Annotated in this window: 17 protein-coding genes; 7 read left to right on the top strand and 10 right to left on the bottom strand. The window is 70.7% G+C overall.

All coding sequences use genetic code 11. The annotated features are described in order from the left end of the window. Position 1 precedes the first annotated feature (1 nt). Positions 2–1,141: an amidohydrolase family protein gene (locus OG870_RS39450; RefSeq protein WP_266591735.1), complete on the top strand. Its 1,140-nt coding sequence runs from the start codon at positions 2–4 to the stop codon at positions 1,139–1,141. A gap of 24 nt (positions 1,142–1,165) precedes the next feature. Continuing rightward, positions 1,166–1,693, top strand: a complete 528-nt coding sequence (locus OG870_RS39445; protein ID WP_266529846.1) for an NUDIX hydrolase family protein — start codon at positions 1,166–1,168, stop codon at positions 1,691–1,693. Here the strand turns inward: OG870_RS39445 and OG870_RS39440 are convergent. Next, complete coding sequence (locus OG870_RS39440) at positions 1,656–2,486, bottom strand: DUF427 domain-containing protein (RefSeq protein WP_266591733.1); 831 nt, start codon at positions 2,484–2,486, stop codon at positions 1,656–1,658. The two genes, OG870_RS39445 and OG870_RS39440, sit on opposite strands and share 38 nt — an antisense overlap. A gap of 56 nt (positions 2,487–2,542) precedes the next feature. Here OG870_RS39440 and OG870_RS39435 point away from each other — a divergent pair, with 56 nt between their 5' ends. Both OG870_RS39435 and OG870_RS39430 read left to right on the top strand, forming a co-directional pair. After that, entirely contained in the window at positions 2,543–3,481 is a 939-nt protein-coding gene (locus tag OG870_RS39435; protein WP_266529684.1) for an RNA polymerase subunit sigma-70, read from the top strand. Positions 3,482–3,536: 55 nt separating this feature from the next. Continuing rightward, the gene (locus tag OG870_RS39430; RefSeq protein ID WP_266591731.1) at positions 3,537–4,094 is read left to right on the top strand and encodes a dihydrofolate reductase family protein; all 558 of its coding nucleotides are present in this window, start codon (positions 3,537–3,539) and stop codon (positions 4,092–4,094) included. Between the two features lie 313 nt (positions 4,095–4,407). On the opposite strand, the gene OG870_RS39425 is transcribed toward OG870_RS39430, so the two are convergent. The 5 genes from OG870_RS39425 to OG870_RS39405 all read right to left on the bottom strand — a co-directional run bounded on the left by OG870_RS39425 (position 4,408) and on the right by OG870_RS39405 (position 11,055). Next, positions 4,408–5,391 carry an aldo/keto reductase gene (locus OG870_RS39425; protein ID WP_266529681.1) on the bottom strand — a complete coding sequence of 328 codons (984 nt, stop codon included), beginning with the start codon at positions 5,389–5,391 and terminating at the stop codon, positions 4,408–4,410. Between the two features lie 86 nt (positions 5,392–5,477). After that, positions 5,478–6,140, bottom strand: a complete 663-nt coding sequence (locus OG870_RS39420) for an NUDIX domain-containing protein (protein WP_266591729.1) — start codon at positions 6,138–6,140, stop codon at positions 5,478–5,480. A 57-nt stretch (positions 6,141–6,197) separates the two neighbouring features. Continuing rightward, entirely contained in the window at positions 6,198–7,646 is a 1,449-nt protein-coding gene (locus OG870_RS39415) for an alpha-amylase family glycosyl hydrolase (protein WP_266591727.1), read from the bottom strand. After that, entirely contained in the window at positions 7,643–10,378 is a 2,736-nt protein-coding gene (locus tag OG870_RS39410) for an MGH1-like glycoside hydrolase domain-containing protein (RefSeq protein WP_327691976.1), read from the bottom strand. The genes OG870_RS39415 and OG870_RS39410 overlap by 4 nt, the downstream gene beginning before the upstream one ends. A 182-nt stretch (positions 10,379–10,560) precedes the next feature. Further along, on the bottom strand, positions 10,561–11,055 hold the full coding sequence (locus OG870_RS39405) for a PaaI family thioesterase (protein WP_266529673.1): 495 nt from the start codon (positions 11,053–11,055) through the stop codon (positions 10,561–10,563). Between the two features lie 101 nt (positions 11,056–11,156). Here OG870_RS39405 and OG870_RS39400 point away from each other — a divergent pair, with 101 nt between their 5' ends. Beyond that, positions 11,157–11,624, top strand: coding sequence for a winged helix-turn-helix transcriptional regulator (locus OG870_RS39400; RefSeq protein ID WP_266529671.1), 468 nt, complete (start codon positions 11,157–11,159; stop codon positions 11,622–11,624). On the opposite strand, the gene OG870_RS39395 is transcribed toward OG870_RS39400, so the two are convergent. From OG870_RS39395 to OG870_RS39385, 3 genes are all read right to left on the bottom strand, one after another. Beyond that, entirely contained in the window at positions 11,584–11,748 is a 165-nt protein-coding gene (locus tag OG870_RS39395) for a hypothetical protein (protein WP_266591723.1), read from the bottom strand. The genes OG870_RS39400 and OG870_RS39395 overlap by 41 nt on opposite strands. A gap of 28 nt (positions 11,749–11,776) precedes the next feature. Then, positions 11,777–12,937, bottom strand: a complete 1,161-nt coding sequence (locus OG870_RS39390; protein WP_327691975.1) for an acyltransferase family protein — start codon at positions 12,935–12,937, stop codon at positions 11,777–11,779. 134 nt (positions 12,938–13,071) lie between these two features. Continuing rightward, the gene (locus tag OG870_RS39385) at positions 13,072–13,989 is read right to left on the bottom strand and encodes an SGNH/GDSL hydrolase family protein (protein ID WP_266591719.1); all 918 of its coding nucleotides are present in this window, start codon (positions 13,987–13,989) and stop codon (positions 13,072–13,074) included. Positions 13,990–14,305: 316 nt separating this feature from the next. On the opposite strand from OG870_RS39385, the gene OG870_RS39380 reads away from it, so the two are divergent. After that, complete coding sequence (locus OG870_RS39380; RefSeq protein WP_266529844.1) at positions 14,306–14,557, top strand: hypothetical protein; 252 nt, start codon at positions 14,306–14,308, stop codon at positions 14,555–14,557. Positions 14,558–14,569: 12 nt separating this feature from the next. Beyond that, positions 14,570–15,757 (top strand): flotillin family protein, encoded by a 1,188-nt coding sequence (locus OG870_RS39375; protein WP_266529665.1) that lies wholly within the window; start codon positions 14,570–14,572, stop codon positions 15,755–15,757. A gap of 163 nt (positions 15,758–15,920) precedes the next feature. Here OG870_RS39375 and OG870_RS39370 read toward each other — a convergent pair whose 3' ends face one another. Continuing rightward, the gene (locus OG870_RS39370) at positions 15,921–16,613 is read right to left on the bottom strand and encodes a M24 family metallopeptidase (protein WP_266591717.1); all 693 of its coding nucleotides are present in this window, start codon (positions 16,611–16,613) and stop codon (positions 15,921–15,923) included. Positions 16,614–16,675 lie beyond the last annotated feature (62 nt).

Below are 16,675 nucleotides of genomic sequence, written 5' to 3'. Positions count from 1 at the left end.
CGTGGGCGCGGTCGGCGGGGCTGTCCGGGAGGCGCTCGCCGCGCTGCCGTTGGTGGACCACCACTGCCATGGTGTGGTCACGGCGGACCTGACCCGGGAGGGCTTCGAGGAGCTGATCACCGAGGGTGCCGCATGGCCCGGGATCTCGCCCTTCGACAGCCCCGTCGGCGTGGCCGTCCGCCGCCACTGCGCCCCGCTGCTCGACCTGCCGCGGCACGCGTCGGCCGACGTGTACCTGGCCCGGCGGGCCGAGTTGGGCCGGCACGAGGTACAGCGCCGCTTCCTCGCCGCCTCGGGGACGGGCACGTTCTGCGTGGACACCGGGTACGCGCCGGAGGGCCTCACCACTCCGGCGCAGCTGGCCGGGATCGCCGGCGGCACGGCGTACGAGGTCGTACGGCTGGAGGGCGTCGCCGAGGCGGTGGCGGCGAAGGGGGTCGAGCCCGACGAGTACGCCGACGCGTTTCGCACGGCCGCGCGGGAGGCCGTGGGGCGGCCGGGTGTGGTGGCGGTCAAGTCCGTGGCCGCCTACCGCACCGGCTTCGACCTGGACCCCGTGCGCCCCTCGGACGCGGAGGTCACCGCGGCCGCCCGGCGCTGGTCGGCGCGCGGTGGCCGGCTCGACGATCCGGTGCTCGTACGGCATCTGCTGTGGACCGCGGTCGACCTCGGCCTCCCTCTCCAGCTCCACACCGGCTTCGGCGACAACGACATCCGTCTGCACCGGGTCGACCCGACCCACCTCACCGACTGGCTGCATCTGACCAGCGGCACGATCCCGGTGCTCCTGCTGCACTGCTGGCCCTACCAGCGCCAGGCCGCCTACCTGGCCGCGGTCTTCGAGCACGTGTACCTGGATGTGGGCCTCACCCTTCACTACGTCGGGCCGGTGCGGGCCCGTGCCGTCCTGGAGGAGGCCCTTGAGATCACGCCGTTCCGCAAGCTGCTGTACAGCTCGGACGCGTACGGTGTTGCCGAGTTCTACTGTCTGGGCGCGCTCGCCTTCCGCCAGGGTCTGGCCGGTCTGCTGCAGGACCGGGTGGACGCCGACGAACTGAGCCTGCCCGACGCACTGCGCATCGCCGAGTGGGCAGGAGCACACAATGCCCGCCGGGTCTACCGCCTGTCCGGCACCACCTGAAAGTATGATCAAGCAATGTCTGACATGACCGAAACCACGCCGGGCTGGCTGAGCGCCGACGACCTCGAACTCGCACGCGCCCGTATGCCGATCCTGTACGTCGAGGCCGTGCCCGTGCGCGTCGACGACAGCGGCGAAGTCACCAGCGTCGGCCTGCTGTTGCGCATTGGCCCGGACGGGACGGTCAGCCGGACGCTGGTCTCCGGGCGGGTGCTGCACCACGAGCGGGTCCGTGACGCCCTGCTGCGGCACCTGGAGAAGGACCTCGGCCCGGTGGCGCTGCCCCGGATCCCGGCGTCCCTGCAGCCCTTCACCGTCGCGGAGTACTTCCCGACGCACGGCGTCACGCCGTACCACGACCCGCGCCAGCACGCGGTGTCCCTGGCCTACGTCGTCCCGGTCACCGGCGACTGCCGGCCCCGGCAGGACGCTCTGGACCTGGTCTGGTTCAGCCCGCAGGAGGCCGTGTCGCCCGCGGTGGAGAGCGAGATGCCGGGCGGCCACGGAGTGCTGCTCAAGCAGGCGCTTGCCCACGTGGGCTGCGCGGTCTGAGCATCGCACTGAACGGTGTGACGGGGCGCTCCAGCCGTTCCCCGTCCACTGTGATGTCGACCGTCTCGTTGAAGAAGGCGAGCAGCCCCTGGACGGGGCCCACCGCGGGCAGCGGCTCCGGGTAGCTCCAGACGAGGTTGGGCGGCACGTCGGTCCCGGCATGCCACGACCAGTACTGGGCTGTGCCCTTGTAGGGGCAGCCGGTGCGGTGGTCGGTGGGTTCGAGCAGGTCGAGGCGGACGTCCTCGGGCGGGATGTAGTACCGGGTGGGCAGGCCGGTCTCGAAGAGCAGCACCGGGTGGCGGGTGTCCGCGACGAGCATGCCGTCGATCTCGACCTGGACGTGGCGGCTGCTGGCCATGGCGTCGACGCGTTTGTGGGGGTCGCGGGGGTGGATGAAGATCTCTTCCTCCTCCTCGTACCAGTGGTCGAGTCCCCTGCCGCTGCGCCGGAACCACTCGAAGGCGATGTGGTCGGCCAGGTCGTCGGCCGCGAAGGTCCAGGCGGCGTTCGCCAGCATCTCGCCCTCGACTTCGAGATCGTAGAAGACCTGCGATCCGGTGTGTGTGCCGATGTGCGGGTTCTTGGCGGGGCGCAGAAGGTCCGCGCGGACGTCCGCGCGCGGGAAGGCGTACTGCGGTACGGGCAGGTCGGGCTCCCAGACGAGGACGGGGTGCCGGCTGTCGACGACGGTGACATCGCCCTTGCGGCCGCGCACCCAGCGCTCGCTGGGCTCCCACGTGAGGCCTTCGGGGGTGGTGCTCAGGGACCGCTCTGTGGGAAGTGGGCTCATGCTTCCAGTCAGGCACAGCGGGCGGGAGCCCGCCAGGGGTGCGCCATGATGGGCCTATGGACCTTGAGCGGTACCGGGGCGAACTGGTGGCGTACTGCTATCGGATGGTGGGCTCGTTCCACGAGGCCGAGGACCTGGTGCAGGAGACGATGCTGCGGGCGTGGAAGGCCCGTGAGCGGTACGACGCCTCGCGCGCGTCGGTGCGGACCTGGCTGTACCGGATCGCGACGAATGTGTGCCTGACCGCGCTGGAGGGGCGGGCGCGGCGGCCGTTGCCGTCGGGGCTCGGGGCGCCGAGCGAGGACCCGGGGGCGCCGCTCACGCCGGCCTTCGACATTCCGTGGCTCCAGCCGTTCCCCGACGCCCGCTACGACGTCGAGGCGCGGGCCGACCTGCGGCTGGCGCTGGTGGCCGCGATGCAGGTGCTGCCGGCCCGGCAGCGGGCGGTGCTGGTGTTGCGGGAGGTGCTGGAGTTCAGTGCCGCGGAGGTCGCCGAGCAGCTCGGGACGACGGTCGCGGCCGTCAACAGCTCGCTGCAGCGGGCCCGGGCGGCGGTTGCCGACGTGGGTGGTCCGGGCTCGGTCTCCGAACCGGACGACGCCGAGGCGCGGGAGGCCGTCCAGCGGTACGCGCGGGCCTTCGAGGCGGCCGACGTACCCGCACTCGTACGGCTGCTGACCGACGCGGCCGTGCTGGAGATGCCGCCGGTGCCGTTGTGGTACCGCGGCCGGCGCGACTACGGCCTGTTCATGGAGCGGGTGTTCGCGCTGCGCGGGACGGGCTGGGTCACGCGACAGCTCACGGCGGGCGGTCAGCCGGCGCTCGCCGCGTACGCGCCGGCTCCGGACGGCGCCCATCACCTGCACACCCTCCAGGTCTTCACCGTCAGCGGCGGGCAGGTCGCACACAACGTGGTGTTCGCCGACCCGCGGGTCTTCGAGGCGTTCGACCTGCCCGGCGAGATTTCTTCGAACGGATCCGCTCGCGGGCGATGAGTCCGGCCGGTGGCGCCGGTACATACCGGTGACCACCGATCGAGAGGACATCGCCATGAGCGTCATCGTCATCGCATTCACCACGCTGGACGGCATCGTGACCGACCCGGACGGCCGCGGGGGCACACCGGGCGGCGGCTGGATGTTCCGGCACGGCCCCGAGGCGGTCGCCGGGGACAAGTTCCGGCTCGGGGCCGTCCTGGACGACGGGGTCATGCTGCTGGGCCGCACCACCTGGGAGCAGTTCTCCCAGCTGTGGCCGGGACGCGACGACCCGTTCGCCGCACGCATGAACGCCGCCGCGAAGCTCGTCGCCACCCGCACCCTCACCGACGTCTCGGCCTGGGCGAACTCCCGGATCCTCGACGGCGACGTGGTGGACGCGGTCAAGCGGGAGCGGCGCGACGTGATCGTCATCGGCAGCCTGAGCGTCGTCCACATGCTGATGGCCGAGGACCTGGTCGACGAGTACCGTCTGATCACCTTCCCCACGCTCCTCGGCACCGGCGACCGACTCTTCCCCGCGGGCGGCCCGCCCGTGCACCTGGAGTGCGAGTCGGCCGAGCAGGCGGGCCCCCTCGTCCACACGCGCTACCGCAGGAGCGGGCGATGACGGCACCCTTCCTCGTCCGCGCGCCCGGATCGAGGCCCCTCACGGCGTACGGCGAAGGACTCGCCGAACGGATCCGGCAGCGCCTGGCCGCCGATCCCGCCGTGGCCGAGAAGGTTACGTTCGGCGGTATCGCCCTTCCTGCTCCGCGGGAACATGGCCGTCGCGCCGGCCCGGCCGGAGCCCGTCTGTTCGACATGACGGGCCGCCCGATGCGCGGCCGGGTCGTGGTCGCCTCGTCCGCCGTCACGCAGGACGAAGCGCTCGGCGAGTGGATCGACGAGGGCTGGGCCTTTGCCGCCGGCCCCGCGTCCGGTCAGTGTGCCGCGTCCAGCCGTTCCCGCTGTTCCGGCGTCAGTTCCAGGTCGATCGCCGACAGGTTCTCATCCAGCTGGGACAGGGACGAGACGCCGGCCAGGGGGATGATCGGAAGGTCTCCGGTCAGCTGCCAGGACAGGACGACCTGATTGACGGTTGCTCCGGTCTCGCGTGCCACCTCGTGCAGCACGGTGCGGCGGGCCTGGGTGCCGGGGTGGTCGTAGTCGGAGGGGAGCCTGTCCTCGTGGACGTAGGCTCCCTTCAGGAGTGGTGAGTAGGCGACCAGGGTCAGGCCGGGCTCGGACCGCAGGTAGCTGAGCAGGTCGGGGCCGGCGTGGCCGAGACTGCCGTCCGGGAACAGGTCGCTGGGTACGTCGGTGCGTGGGCGCAGGTGGCTGTGGGAGTACTGGAGGACCTCGTAACCCGGCAGACCGGCAGCTGCCGCGATCGCGCGGGCCCGCTCCACCCGCCATGCGGCCTGGTTGCTCACGCCGAGCAGGCCGACCGTGCCCTCAGCGACGAGTTCGGCGAAGCCCTCGACCGTCTCGCGCTGGGGGACGGTGGGGTCGTCGATGTGGGCGTAGAGCAGGTCCAGTTTCTCCACGCCGAGCCGTTCCCGGCTGCGTTCGGCGGACTCGCGGATCACCTTGGCGGACAGGCCTTCCGGGTTGTCGGTGTAGCTGGTGCCGGGGGCGAGCGGGCGGGCGCCGAGCTTGGTGGCGATGACGATCTCGTCGCCGATGCCGCGGCTGCGCCGCCACCGCCCGAGGAGTTCCTCGCTCTGGCCGCCCTGGCTTCCGTCCTCCCAGAAGGCGTAGTTGTCCGAGGTGTCGATGAAGTTCCCGCCGGCCTCGACATAGCGGTCGAGCAGGGCGAACGACGTCTCCTCGTCCGTCCGCGAGCCCATGAGCATCGCGCCCAGGGCGAGGGCGCTCACCTCACGACGGTTGTTCGGGTCGGTTCCGATCGTGCGGTACTTCATGGGTGTCCTCCCGTTCGCACCCGGGTGTCCGGGTACGAACGGGAGTCTTCATGTTGAAGCGCACGCGAAGTCAAGGGAGTGCGCGGCTATGCGGCGAACGGTCCGTCCAGGGCCGCCCACTGCAGCAGCATGATGGTCTTGGCGTCGGCGATCTCGCCGCTGCGGATCATCTCCAGGGCCCGGCGGAAGGGCAGTTCGACGATCTCGATGTCCTCGCCCTCCTCGTCGAGGCCGCCGCCCTCGTGGGTGTGGGTCGAGGGGCCGTAGGCCGCGGCATAGAAGCTCACGCGCTCGGTGACCGAGCCCGGACTCATGTAGACGTCGAAGACGTGCTGGACCTCGCCGATGGTGTGCCCGGTCTCCTCCACCACCTCGCGTCGCACGGCCAGTTCGGGGTGCTCGTCATCGTCGTCGAGGAGTCCGCCCGGCGTCTCGACGAGCATGCCGTCGGGGTGACCGTTGACATACACCGGGAAGCGGAACTGCCGGGTGAGCAGGACGGTTTCGCGGTCGGCGTCGTACAGCAGCATGGTGGCGCCGTTGCCGCGGTCGTGCGTCTCGCGCTGCTGGGTGCTCCAGGTGCCGTCGGCGCGCTGGAGTTCGAAGGTGGTGGCGCGCTCCACGTACCAGTGGCTGGAGAGCAGCTTCACGTCCCGCACCTTCACGCGGGGGTTGCCGGTCAGATCCAGGCCGGTCCGGTCCAGGCCGGTGCGGCCGCGGCGGTCCGGGGTGTCGACGCCGGCGGTCATCGTGGACCGCCGGCCGTGTGTGCGTAGGTCATGGTCGCTGTCTACCACGGCCGCCGGTCAGATCAGGGAAAGTACGTGGGTATGCCAGCCGGGCAGGTCGACGAACAGGCCCGGGGCGAGCAGCTCGTCGCCGCCTCGGTCGTACGTCTGTGCCGAGAGCAGGTCGGTCAGCCGGCAGGGGCGGCCGGCCAGGTCGGGCCAGGGCAGGGGCACTTCGCCCTGGGCCGGGCTGTCGGAGCAGTTGACGATCACCACGTGGCGGGTGTCGGCGCCGGTCCAGCTCCAGGCCAGCAGGTTGCGGTGGCTGTCGTTGTCCGGCCAGCCGGTCGTGTCCAGCAGACGCCAGTCGCCGTCGCATACGGCGGCTGCCGCGGGCAGCAACTCGCTGTAGAAGGCGCGGAGTTGATCGTCCACGGGCTCCTGCGGGCGGCGCGAGAGGAACACCGGCAGGCGGACCTTGCGACCCTCGAACTGGCCCTCGTGCCAGAGCGTCGCGCCGGGCAGGGTGGCGACCGTGACGGCCGCGGCGCGGTGGCGGGCGTCGGGGAGGGCAGCGGCAGCACGGGGCTCGTCGTGGTTCTCCAGGAAGCGGACCAGGCCGCGCTGGTAGGTGAGGTCCGACTGGAGGTGAGCGCGGGTCGAGGCGGCGTCCTCGTGGAGGAGCCGGTCGTAGAGCCGCTTGTCGTAGCAGTGGTCGAAGCCCTGTTGCTGCAGGGCCCATTCGAGGTCCCAGTACGCCTCCGCGACGAAGAGGAGGTCCGGGTGGTGCGCTCGTACCCGCTCGATGACGTACGGCCAGAAGTCCTCGGCGGGGTGGGGTCCGGCCCGGTCCCCCCAGGTCTTGGCGAACACGTCGTTCATCATCAGCATCGCCATGTCGCAGCGCACACCGTCCGCCTGGTCGCCGAGGGAGGTGAGCGTGTCCACGGCTGCCGTGCGCAAGTCGTCGCTGAAGGCGTTGAGCTGGACGACGTCCGGCCAGGGTGCGAAGTACGGGTCGCGGCCGCGGGCGTAGATCTGCCCGTCGACCTCGACGAAGGCGTCGGGCGCGCCGGCCAGGTCGTCGCGCGTGCCGCGGACCAGGCAGTGCGGGCGTGCGGTGAGCCACGGGTGGTCGGGGGCCACGTGGTTGGGGACGTAGTCGAGGATCAACCGCAGCCCTCGGGCGGCCAGTTGCGAGCGGGCTTCGGCGAGCCCGGCCGGACCGCCGAGGGTCGCGTCGACGACGTAGTCGCGTACGCAGTACGGGGATCCGGCGATGTCCGCCTCGGTGAGGTCGGGCAGGGCGTCGCGGAACGAGGCGCGCAGGGGCTCGTCGCGCAGGGCGATCGCGAGGCCGGCCGGGCTGCGTTGCCACACACCCATCAGCCAGACCGTGTCGACGCCGGGCCGGGCGACCTCGTCCCAGACCTCGGCGGGTACGTCGCCCAGGGTGACCCGCCGCCCGTATCGTCCGCTCAACTCGCCCAGCCAGACAAGGGTGTTGATCTCGTACACGACCGTCATGACAGGGGCTCCTCGTCACCCGAGCCGGTGAAGCGTTCGTCGACCGGCCGCAGGGAGTCCCGGCCGCCGCGCTGCCAGTCGTCGGCGCTGACCACGTGGAACAGTGTCGCGGTGGCCGCGACCAGTCCGGTCCAGCCGGTCTGGTGGGAGGCGCCGAGGCCCGCGCCGTTGTCGCCGTGGAAGTACTCGTAGAAGAGGATCAGGTCCTTCCAGTGCGGGTCCTTGGCGAACTTGGGCTGTGCGCCGTGCACCGGCCGGTGGCCGTCCTGACCGACGAGGAAGGTCGCGGTGAGCCGGTCGGAGATCTCGCGGGCGACCTCGTACAGGTTCAGCTGCCGGCCGGAGCCGGTCGGGCATTCCACGGTGAAGCCGGGGCCGTGATAGCCGTGCAGGTTCAGCAGGGCGCGGATCAGCAGGAGGTTCATCGGGAACCAGACCGGGCCACGCCAGTTGGAGTTGCCGCCGAACATGCCGGAGTCGGACTCCGCGGGCAGATAACCGACGCCGTAGGTCTGGCCGTTCACCTCGAAGTGGTACGGGTGCTCCGCGTGGTGGCGGGAGAGGGACCGGATGCCGTGCGGGCCCAGGAACTCCTCCTCGTCGAGCATCCTGGCCAGGATGCGGCGCAGCCGGTCCTCGCCGAACAGCGCGAACAGATAGCGTCCGTCGGCGCCCTGGTGCGGGGCGGCATACTGTGTCACGAAGGCCTCGACAGCCGGATGCCGCTGGATGAACTCCCGTGCCCCTTCCACGAGTTCGGGAAAGGTGCGGTTGGCTCGGCCGCCGATCACACTGGTCGCCGCCAGTGGTATCAGGCCGACCAGGGACCGCACCTTCAGCCGCGTGGCGCTGCCGTCGGGCAGCCGCAGCACGTCGTAGAAGAAGCCGTCCTCCTCGTCCCACAGGCTGGCGTTGTCCTTGCCGATGCGGTTCATGGCGACCGCGATCCAGGCGAAATGCTCGAACAGCATCTGCGCCTGCTCGATGTAGACCGGGTTGTCCACGGCGAGTTCGATGGCGATGTCGAGGAGGTTCTGGCAGTACAGCGCCATCCAGGCGGTGCCGTCCGCCTGGTCGAGGTGGCCGCCGGTCGGCAGGGGGGCGCTGCGGTCGAAGACGCCGATGTTGTCCAGGCCGAGGAAGCCTCCCTGGAAGACGTTGTTGCCGTCGACGTCCTTGCGGTTGAGCCACCAGGTGAAGTTCTTCGTCAGCTTCTGGAAGGCGTTCTCCAGGAAGGCTCGGTCGGCGCGCCCCGTGCGGTGCTTCTCGAGTTCGTAGACGAACAGGACCGCCCAGGCGTGGACGGGCGGGTTGACGTCGCCGAAGTTCCATTCGTACGCGGGGATCTGGCCGTTGGGGTGCAGATAGAGGCGGCGCAGGAGCAGCTCCAGCTGGCCCTTGGCGAAGCCGATGTCGACCATGGACAGGGCGACGGTGTGGAAGGCGAGGTCCCAGGCCGCGAACCACGGGTACTCCCAGGTGTCCGGCATCGACATGATCTCGTCGTTGACCATGTGGTACCAGGAGCTGTTGCGGACGCCGGGGTCGGCGGCGAGCGGGTCGACGCCGTGCTCGGCCAGCCATCGCTCGACGTCGAGGTAGTAGTACTGCTTGCTCCACAGCATCCCGGCCAGCGCCTGCCGCACCAGGCGGCGCTCGTCCTCGCCCATGCCGTCCGGGACGACGTCCTCGTAGAAGGCGTCGGCCTCGGCCCGCCGTGCCTCCATCGTGGCGGTGAACTCGGCCCAGGGGTCGGCGAGTTCGGTGTCGGACAGCCGCAGCCGCAGGGTCGTACTGCCGCCGGCGGGGATCGCCACCACGTGATGGACGGCGGCCTTGGTGCCGGTCCGCGCGGGGTTGACGGCCGTGCTCTCGCTGTGGACGACGTACCGGTCGATGCCGTCCTTGACGTACGGCGTGCTGTTCGGGCTGCCGAAGATGCGCTCGTTGTTCGTCTCGTTCTCGGTGAACAGGACGGGGGCGTCGGAGTCGACGTACAGCCGGCGCGGGCCGAGTTCCTCGTGATCGGCGCGGACGGAGTCCTCGGTCTGGTGCAGGCTCGGTACGGGGGCGGGGCCGGCCCAGGACCAGGTGTGCCGGAACCAGAGGGTCGGCAGCAGGTGGAGGGTGGCTTCGTCGGGGCCCCGGTTGTGCGCGGTGATCTCGACCAGCACGTCCTCGGGGCCCTGTTTGGCGTATTCGACGAAGACGTCGAAGTAGCGGTCCTCGTCGAAGATGCCGGTGTCGAGCAGCTCGTACTCGAATTCGCCGCGGCCGCGGGCCCTGTTGGTGTCGACGAGGTCGGCGTAGGGGAACTCGCCCTGCGGGTACTTGTACAGGTACTTCATGTACGAGTGGGTGGGTGTGCTGTCGAGGTGGAAGTAGTACTCCTTGACGTCCTCGCCGTGGTTGCCCTCGGCGTTGGTCAGGCCGAACATCCGTTCCTTGAGGATGGGGTCCCGGCCGTTCCACAGGGCGAGCGCGAAGCACAGCCGCTGCTTGTCGTCGCTTACGCCGGCGATGCCGTCCTCGCCCCACCGATAGGCGCGGGAGCGGGCCTGGTCATGGGTGAAGTACGACCAGGCGTCACCGTCGGGGCTGTAGTCCTCCCGGACGGTCCCCCACTGGCGTTCGCTGAGGTAGGGGCCCCACCGGCGCCAGGCCGCGCGGGCCACGTCGGCCTCCTGGAGCCGCTGCCGTTCGGCACCCGCCGCACCGCTGTCCGACACCATCGCCGCCTCCCTGGGCCTGGCCCTGCCGGCCCGGCACTGCTCCCAGACTCTGGCGTACCGGGCACGCCCGCAATGGGTGGGCGGCGGAGGGATGGGTTCCCTGTCCGTCGGATGCTCGGACGCCCTGATGTCCGGCATGGACGAACGGCGGCAACAGGGCCGAGCCCGGCGGGAGTCGAGGCTCAGACAGCCGGTGCCGGGAACAGCATGCAGCTGCTGGTCGCGTGGGCCAGCAGGCGGTCGGTCGGGTCGAGGAGCCTGGCCTCGGCGAGGGCGGTGCGCCGGCCGCTGCTGAGGACGCTGCCGACGGCGCGGACCTTGCCCGTGTCGGCCGTGATCGGGCGCAGGAACTTCACGGTCAGGTCGAGCGAGGTGTAGGCCATGCCCTGCGGCAGGGTGGACTGGACGGCACAGCCGGCCGCCGAGTCGAGCATCGTCGCGTAGATCCCTCCGTGGACGCTGCCGATGGGATTGTAGTGCTCCTCCCCCGGCACCATGGAGAACACGGCGTGCCCGTGGTCCACCTCTTCGAGGTCCATGCCCAGAGTGGCGGCGATCGGCGGCGCGGGCAGCCGACCGGCGAGTATCTCCCGCAGGAAGTGCAGGCCGGAGCCCTGCCCGACGGCGGCCGCCGAGATCGCGGGGTCGTCCCAGTCGTACGTACGAGAGCGTTCCATGCGGCTGTCGTTCCTCCCTGGCCTCTGACTCTGCTTCTCGAAGCTAGCTGCCTCCTCCGCTGACTGTCAATGATGAAGCCAGGTGCCCTACGATGGGCGGTATGAAGTGGCTCGAGACGAGCACCGAGAACTGCACGGTCCAGCGCACCCTCGACCTGGTCGGCGAGAAGTGGACGCTGCTGCTCGTGCGCGACGCCTTCAACGGGGTCCGTCGCTTCGACGACTTCCGCCGCCATATGGGGCTCTCCGAGGCGGTCCTCGCCGACCGGCTGCGCAAGCTGGTCGCGGCCGGGATCCTGGCCGCCGTCCCCTACCAGGACCGCGGCAGCCGGACCCGGCACGAGTACCGCCTCACACCCAAGGGCCGCGACCTGTGGCCCGTCCTGGTGGCCCTGCGGCAGTGGGGCGAGACCTACGTCGGCGATCCCGAGGGCCCGGTCCTGGACATCCGGCACCGCGACTGCGGCGCCCCGGTCCGGGTGGTGGTCGAGTGCCCCGACGACCACACGGCGCTCTCCCCGCGAGAGGTCACGGTGTCGCCGGGACCGGCTGCCCGTCCGCGCGTCTGAGCCGCGCCACGGCGGCCGTCCGGCCGTCGCTGACAAGCCCGGTCGCCTTGAGTACGGCGGCGACTGGGGCCTCCGAGGCGACGGCGACCGGGGCCACCGCGACGACGGCGACGTGGGCCGCCATGGTGAACCTCGCGCCCGGAGGCTGCGCGCTAGGCGTCCGGCTGCCGGGCGGCCGGACGGCGCGTGTCGGTGCGGCGGCGGCCTCGGAGCAGCAGACGTCTCGCGGGCCGTTCCACCGCCTCGTACAGGATCCAGGACAGGCCGAGGGAGACGGTGAACGCGACGGCGGTGACGGCCAGGCCCTCCGTCACGCCGTACCGGGGTTTGACGCCGAGCACGTTGGTCCCGGCCCGCAGCACCAGCAGGTGGACCATGTAGAAGGCGAACGAGAGCTCTCCCAGCCGTACCAGTCGCCGGTGGCGCCACAGCGACGGCAGGCCGCGCAGGTCCGCGACGGCCGCCGCGGGGATGAGCAGCGCGAAGCCGATGACGGTGCAGGTGGTGGCCGGGTAGCCGGCGGTGACCTGCGGGACGAGGAAGTAGCCGATGATCGCCAGGGCGAGCGAGGCCTCCAGGCCGGGTCCGCGCCACCGGTCGAGCAGCACCAGCCGGGCGACGGCGGCTCCGAGGACGAACTCGGGCAGACGCGCGGCGGGGAGGGAGTCGATCGGCTGGCCGAGCAGGTGGTGCGTGTCCACCCAGGCCAGTGCCAGGACCCCCAGCACCGACGCCCCGGCCAGCGCCGCCGCTCCCCGGCCGCCGATCCGGCGCAGCAGGAGGGCCAGCAGCGGGAAGGCGGCGTAGAAGAAGGCCTCGCAGGCCAGTGACCAGCTGACCGGGTCCAGGGTCTGCCACCACGGGCGCCACCAGGAATGCACCAGCAGGACGTTGGCCAGTCCCTGGCGCAGGGTCGGCTTCGTCTGGTGGGCCAGCGTGTAGGCCATGAGCAGCGCGATCGCGGCGGTGACCAGGTGCACCGGCAGGATGCGCGCGATGCGCCGCCGCCAGAACGCGGGTGCGCGGTCGCCCGGACGGGCGGACCAGGTCAGGACGAACCCTGACAGCACGAAGAAGAACGACACGCCTGTGGCGCCGGCCCCGAACGCCCAGTTGACCGTGCGGCCGGCGGTGCCGTCGAAATAGCGGAAGTTGTTCACGTGCAGTCCGAAGACCAGCAGCGCGGCGACCCAGCGCAGCCCGGTGAGGGAGGGCAGTGAGGGCGCCGCGGCGGGCGAAGGACTCTCGGTGGTGGCGGTGGCGGCGGTTTCGGTGGCGGACGGCGGCCGGGGCGCCCTGGTCGCCGTCGTCATCGAATCACCTGCCGGGGGCTGTGAGTACGGGGCGTGAAACGGGGCATGAAGGGGAACGTTGCCCGTTCAGCACCTTTCATTCCGTCCCGTACCCAACGTCACACCAATGCCGACGAACATCGGCGGCACACCGCTCAGTGACGGCCGTGCCCCTTGCCCAGACGTTCGAGCACGGCACGCGCCATCGCTTGTTCGCCCTTGGCGTTCGGGTGCGCGGGGGCGGCGGGCGAGGCCGGCTGGAGTGGTTCGATCCAGCGGTCCGCGGGCGACTTGCACATGTCGTGGCCCCGCGTGGGGCCGTACGTGTCGACGTACTCGGCTCGGTTCCACTCGGCGACCAGGCGAAGCATCAGGTTCAGCCGCTTGCCGGTGTCCCGCAGATAGGGGAAGTCCCCCGCCGCGAACGGCACCGAGGGGAAGCAGCCGCTGCCGTCGTCGGGCAGCAGGTCCGGGTAGCCGACGACGAGCACCCGCGCGTGCGGCGCCCTGGTGTGCACGGCCCGCAGCACCGCGTCGACCTTCGGCGCCGTCTGCGCGATGTTGACCGCCAGTTGGTCGATCCCGGAGGAGGCGTAGTAGCGCCGGCACGGGTCCCCCGTCGGATCCTGGGGGCCGAGACGAGCGCAGGTGGCGATGATGGAGCCGAATCCGACGTCGTTGCCGCCGATCTGGACCGTCACCAGATCGGTGTCCCGGTGCAGGGCGTTCAGCTGCGGGTCGTTGGTGCCCTGCGCCTTCCACATGTTCTCGGTCGTCGCTCCGCTGCAGCTCACGTCCTTGAACGCGGTCACGCTGCGCTCCGCCGCCACGATCGAGGGGTAATTGTGGTCGGAGCGGGCGCAGTTCGCGTCCACCTGCGTCGGGATGAGAGGGCCCGCCGTGTACGAGTCCCCGAGCGACACGTAGCGCGTGTCGCGGCCACCTCCCCCGCCGTGCGCCGCGGCAGGAGTCGTCGATACGGCGACGAGGGCACAGCCCCCGAGTGCCGCCCCCATCGCGATCCCGCGCCGCCGACGTCTCGCAGCTGTGCCCGAACCCGTGTCGTCCGCCATGCGAATCCTCCCCCTGAGGCCCCTGAGACATGGACGTCGCGCGGAGCCGGCACCAAGGGGCGCGGGCGTCACACGCGACGGAGCCTGTATACCGTTCGGTATGTCCCCGGGGCCAGAGGCAGGACACAAGCAGCTGACGCACGGGTGACGGAAGCCGTCGTGGACAGGAATCGATCATGGCGCGCGGGCCGAACTCCCCGCCGGACAGAGACGATACGTCCCTGTGACGAGGTCGGAACCGGCGGGCCCGTTGGGTCCCCGCCCCAGGTAGGTCTATCGTCTGAATCGTGGGCCAGAACATAGAAGAGCGGCCATGATGCCGCAGGACGAGGCAGTGATCGGCTGCACCGGCACAGTACTCATCGGAACCCGCGGATCCGCGGGCCCCGGCGAGGTCCTGGTCCGGGTCAGGGGCGGTACCGAAACCTTTCTCGCCTGGTCCGAAGATCCCCTGCCCACGGGGGCGACGGTGCTCGTGATCGAGTCGCGTGGATGTCGTGAGGTCGGCGTCATCGAGTGGGTGGATCCATTGGACGCGCTCGGCGGCGACGCCGCGGGCGCAGATTGAGGAGTAAGCAGCATGTTCGGATACCGCGTTCCCGCTCCCGACGAGGCGATGTTGATCTCGGGCGGGCGACGGGGACTGGGGGGCGCGCCGTTCCGAGTGGTGACGGGGCACGGAAAGTTCGTGCTCCCGATCTTCCGCAAGACCCGTTTCCTCACCCTGTCGATGTGTGAGGCCGAGGTCACCGAGACCTGTGTGACCAAGCAGGGCATCGCACTGCACGTCCGCGCCGTCATCGCGTTCAAGGTCGGCAACGACACCGAGAGCATCATCAACGCCGGCCAGCGGTTCCTCTCCGACCAGGACCAGATGTCGGTGCTGACCGGCCGGATCTTCGCGGGCCACCTGCGCGCCATCATCGGCTCGATGACGGTCGAGGAAATCGTCACGGAGCGGCAGAAGCTCGCCGCGGAGGTCCTGGACACCTCGAAGGTCGAGATGGCGAAGATCGGCCTGATCGTGGACTCACTGCAGATCCAGTCGATCGACGACGGCGAGGTCGGCTACATCGAGGCCATGTCCGCGCCGCACAAGGCGGCCATCCAGCGGCAGGCCCAGATCGCCCAGGCGCAGGCCACCCAGGCCTCCGTCGAGGCGGAGCAGGCGGCGGCCCGCAACCAGGCCGAGTACGCCCGGCAGACCGCCGTGGTCAAGGCGGAGTACTCGGCCGAGGTGGACCGCGCACAGGCGAAGGCCTCCCAGGCCGGGCCGCTGGCCCAGGCTCATGCCCAGCAGGAGGTGCTCGACGCCCAGACGGATCTGGCTCTGCGCCAGGCCAAGCTCCGCCAGCAGCAGCTGGTGGCCGAGATCGTGAAGCCCGCCGAGGCCGAGGCCGAGCGGATCAAGGTGCTCGCCGCCGCCGACGCGCAGCGCATGAAGATCCAGGCGGAGGCAGCCGCCTCCTACGACCGGGTCGCGCTCGACCGGATGCTGATCGACCAGCTCCCGCAGATCGTCAAGGAGGCGGCCGGCGGTCTGGCCGGCGCCAACGTCAACGTCCTCAACGGCGCTGACGGCCTGGGCGAGATCGCCGCGGGCCTGGTGTCCCAGGGCCTGACCATCCTCGATTCGGTCCGGCAGAACCTGGGCAACCAGGACGCCAACGAAAACCGCCGCCCCGATGAGAGCAGCGCCAACGGGCTGCTCCAGCTCCGCTCGGGCAAGGACCGCAAGACGGACGACGGCCCGGTGGACGTGGACTAGCGGGATCTCTGCAGAGCCTGAGCAGAGCATGAGCCCGGGGGCTGGGCTGAGTACGGGGCGGTCCCCGGGCTCGGCACGGTCCCCGGGCTCGGCACGGTCCCCGGGCTCGGTCCGGGATCAAGGGGGAAGCGCTCTGTGAATCCAGGACACCGCCCGTGCAGGTTCAGCCGAGGGTGAGCAGTTCCTCGTAGAAGCCGCCGAACTCCCGCTCCCGGTCGATGAGATGGATCTCCAGGATCCAGTGGCAGCGGCGCCCGGCCTTGTCGGTGCGGCGCAGCGGGGTGTCGTTGGCGGGGGTGATGTACGACTCCGTGTCCGCGCCGTCGATCGTCTCGTGCGGGAACTCGCCGACCAGGTGCCCGGCGTGCCAGCCGCCCAGCTGCCACCCGCACTCGGCGGCCAGCCGCTCGACCTCGGCGTACAGCTGTTGCCCGGTGATCTCCGGATCGCGGCTGAAGTACTGCTTGGCGGCAGCGAAGATCTCCGCCAGGTCGTCCCTCAGCCGCCCCTTGTCCGGGTCGTCGCCGAGGACGAAGGTCCGTCCGAAGTCGGCCTCGTATTCTTCGAAGATCGGGCCGAAGTCGGCGAACACGATGTCGTCCGTGCCGATCGCCCGGTCCGGCGGGTTCTCCCGGTACGGCATGAGCGTGTTCGGCCCCGAGCGCACGATGCGCTTGTGCCAGTGCCGGGTCGTGCCGAACAGTTCGTTGGCCAGGTCCCGGATCCGGTCGCTGACCGCCCGCTCCCCCTCACCCGGCGCGACGAGTCCGCGCTCCTCGATCTCCGCGAAGAGCCGCTCGGCCTTGGCCTGGGCGTCCAGCAGCCGTGCCGCGCGCGTGAGTTCGTCGTCCGCCATGCGACCGACCGTAGATGTGGTGATCACTCTCCGGCAAGCGAAATTGTCACCGCTGGGCCCCG

The sequence above is a fragment of the Streptomyces sp. NBC_00461 genome (assembly GCF_036013935.1).
Lineage (GTDB): Bacteria > Actinomycetota > Actinomycetes > Streptomycetales > Streptomycetaceae > Streptomyces.
This window is presented reverse-complemented; position numbering and strand designations above follow the sequence as displayed.

Bases quoted from the DNA above. Each gene is read 5' to 3' on its own strand.
- OG870_RS39445 (WP_266529846.1), top strand. From the start codon at position 1,166: ATGACCGAAACCACGCCGGGCTGGCTGAGCGCCGACGACCTCGAACTC.
- OG870_RS39440 (WP_266591733.1), bottom strand. From the start codon at position 2,486: ATGAGCCCACTTCCCACAGAGCGGTCCCTGAGCACCACCCCCGAAGGC.
- OG870_RS39435 (WP_266529684.1), top strand. From the start codon at position 2,543: ATGGACCTTGAGCGGTACCGGGGCGAACTGGTGGCGTACTGCTATCGG.
- OG870_RS39430 (WP_266591731.1), top strand. From the start codon at position 3,537: ATGAGCGTCATCGTCATCGCATTCACCACGCTGGACGGCATCGTGACC.
- OG870_RS39425 (WP_266529681.1), bottom strand. From the start codon at position 5,391: ATGAAGTACCGCACGATCGGAACCGACCCGAACAACCGTCGTGAGGTG.
- OG870_RS39420 (WP_266591729.1), bottom strand. From the start codon at position 6,140: ATGACCGCCGGCGTCGACACCCCGGACCGCCGCGGCCGCACCGGCCTG.
- OG870_RS39415 (WP_266591727.1), bottom strand. From the start codon at position 7,646: ATGACGGTCGTGTACGAGATCAACACCCTTGTCTGGCTGGGCGAGTTG.
- OG870_RS39410 (WP_327691976.1), bottom strand. From the start codon at position 10,378: ATGGTGTCGGACAGCGGTGCGGCGGGTGCCGAACGGCAGCGGCTCCAG.
- OG870_RS39405 (WP_266529673.1), bottom strand. From the start codon at position 11,055: ATGGAACGCTCTCGTACGTACGACTGGGACGACCCCGCGATCTCGGCG.
- OG870_RS39400 (WP_266529671.1), top strand. From the start codon at position 11,157: ATGAAGTGGCTCGAGACGAGCACCGAGAACTGCACGGTCCAGCGCACC.
- OG870_RS39395 (WP_266591723.1), bottom strand. From the start codon at position 11,748: ATGGCGGCCCACGTCGCCGTCGTCGCGGTGGCCCCGGTCGCCGTCGCC.
- OG870_RS39390 (WP_327691975.1), bottom strand. From the start codon at position 12,937: ATGACGACGGCGACCAGGGCGCCCCGGCCGCCGTCCGCCACCGAAACC.
- OG870_RS39385 (WP_266591719.1), bottom strand. From the start codon at position 13,989: ATGGCGGACGACACGGGTTCGGGCACAGCTGCGAGACGTCGGCGGCGC.
- OG870_RS39380 (WP_266529844.1), top strand. From the start codon at position 14,306: ATGCCGCAGGACGAGGCAGTGATCGGCTGCACCGGCACAGTACTCATC.
- OG870_RS39375 (WP_266529665.1), top strand. From the start codon at position 14,570: ATGTTCGGATACCGCGTTCCCGCTCCCGACGAGGCGATGTTGATCTCG.
- OG870_RS39370 (WP_266591717.1), bottom strand. From the start codon at position 16,613: ATGGCGGACGACGAACTCACGCGCGCGGCACGGCTGCTGGACGCCCAG.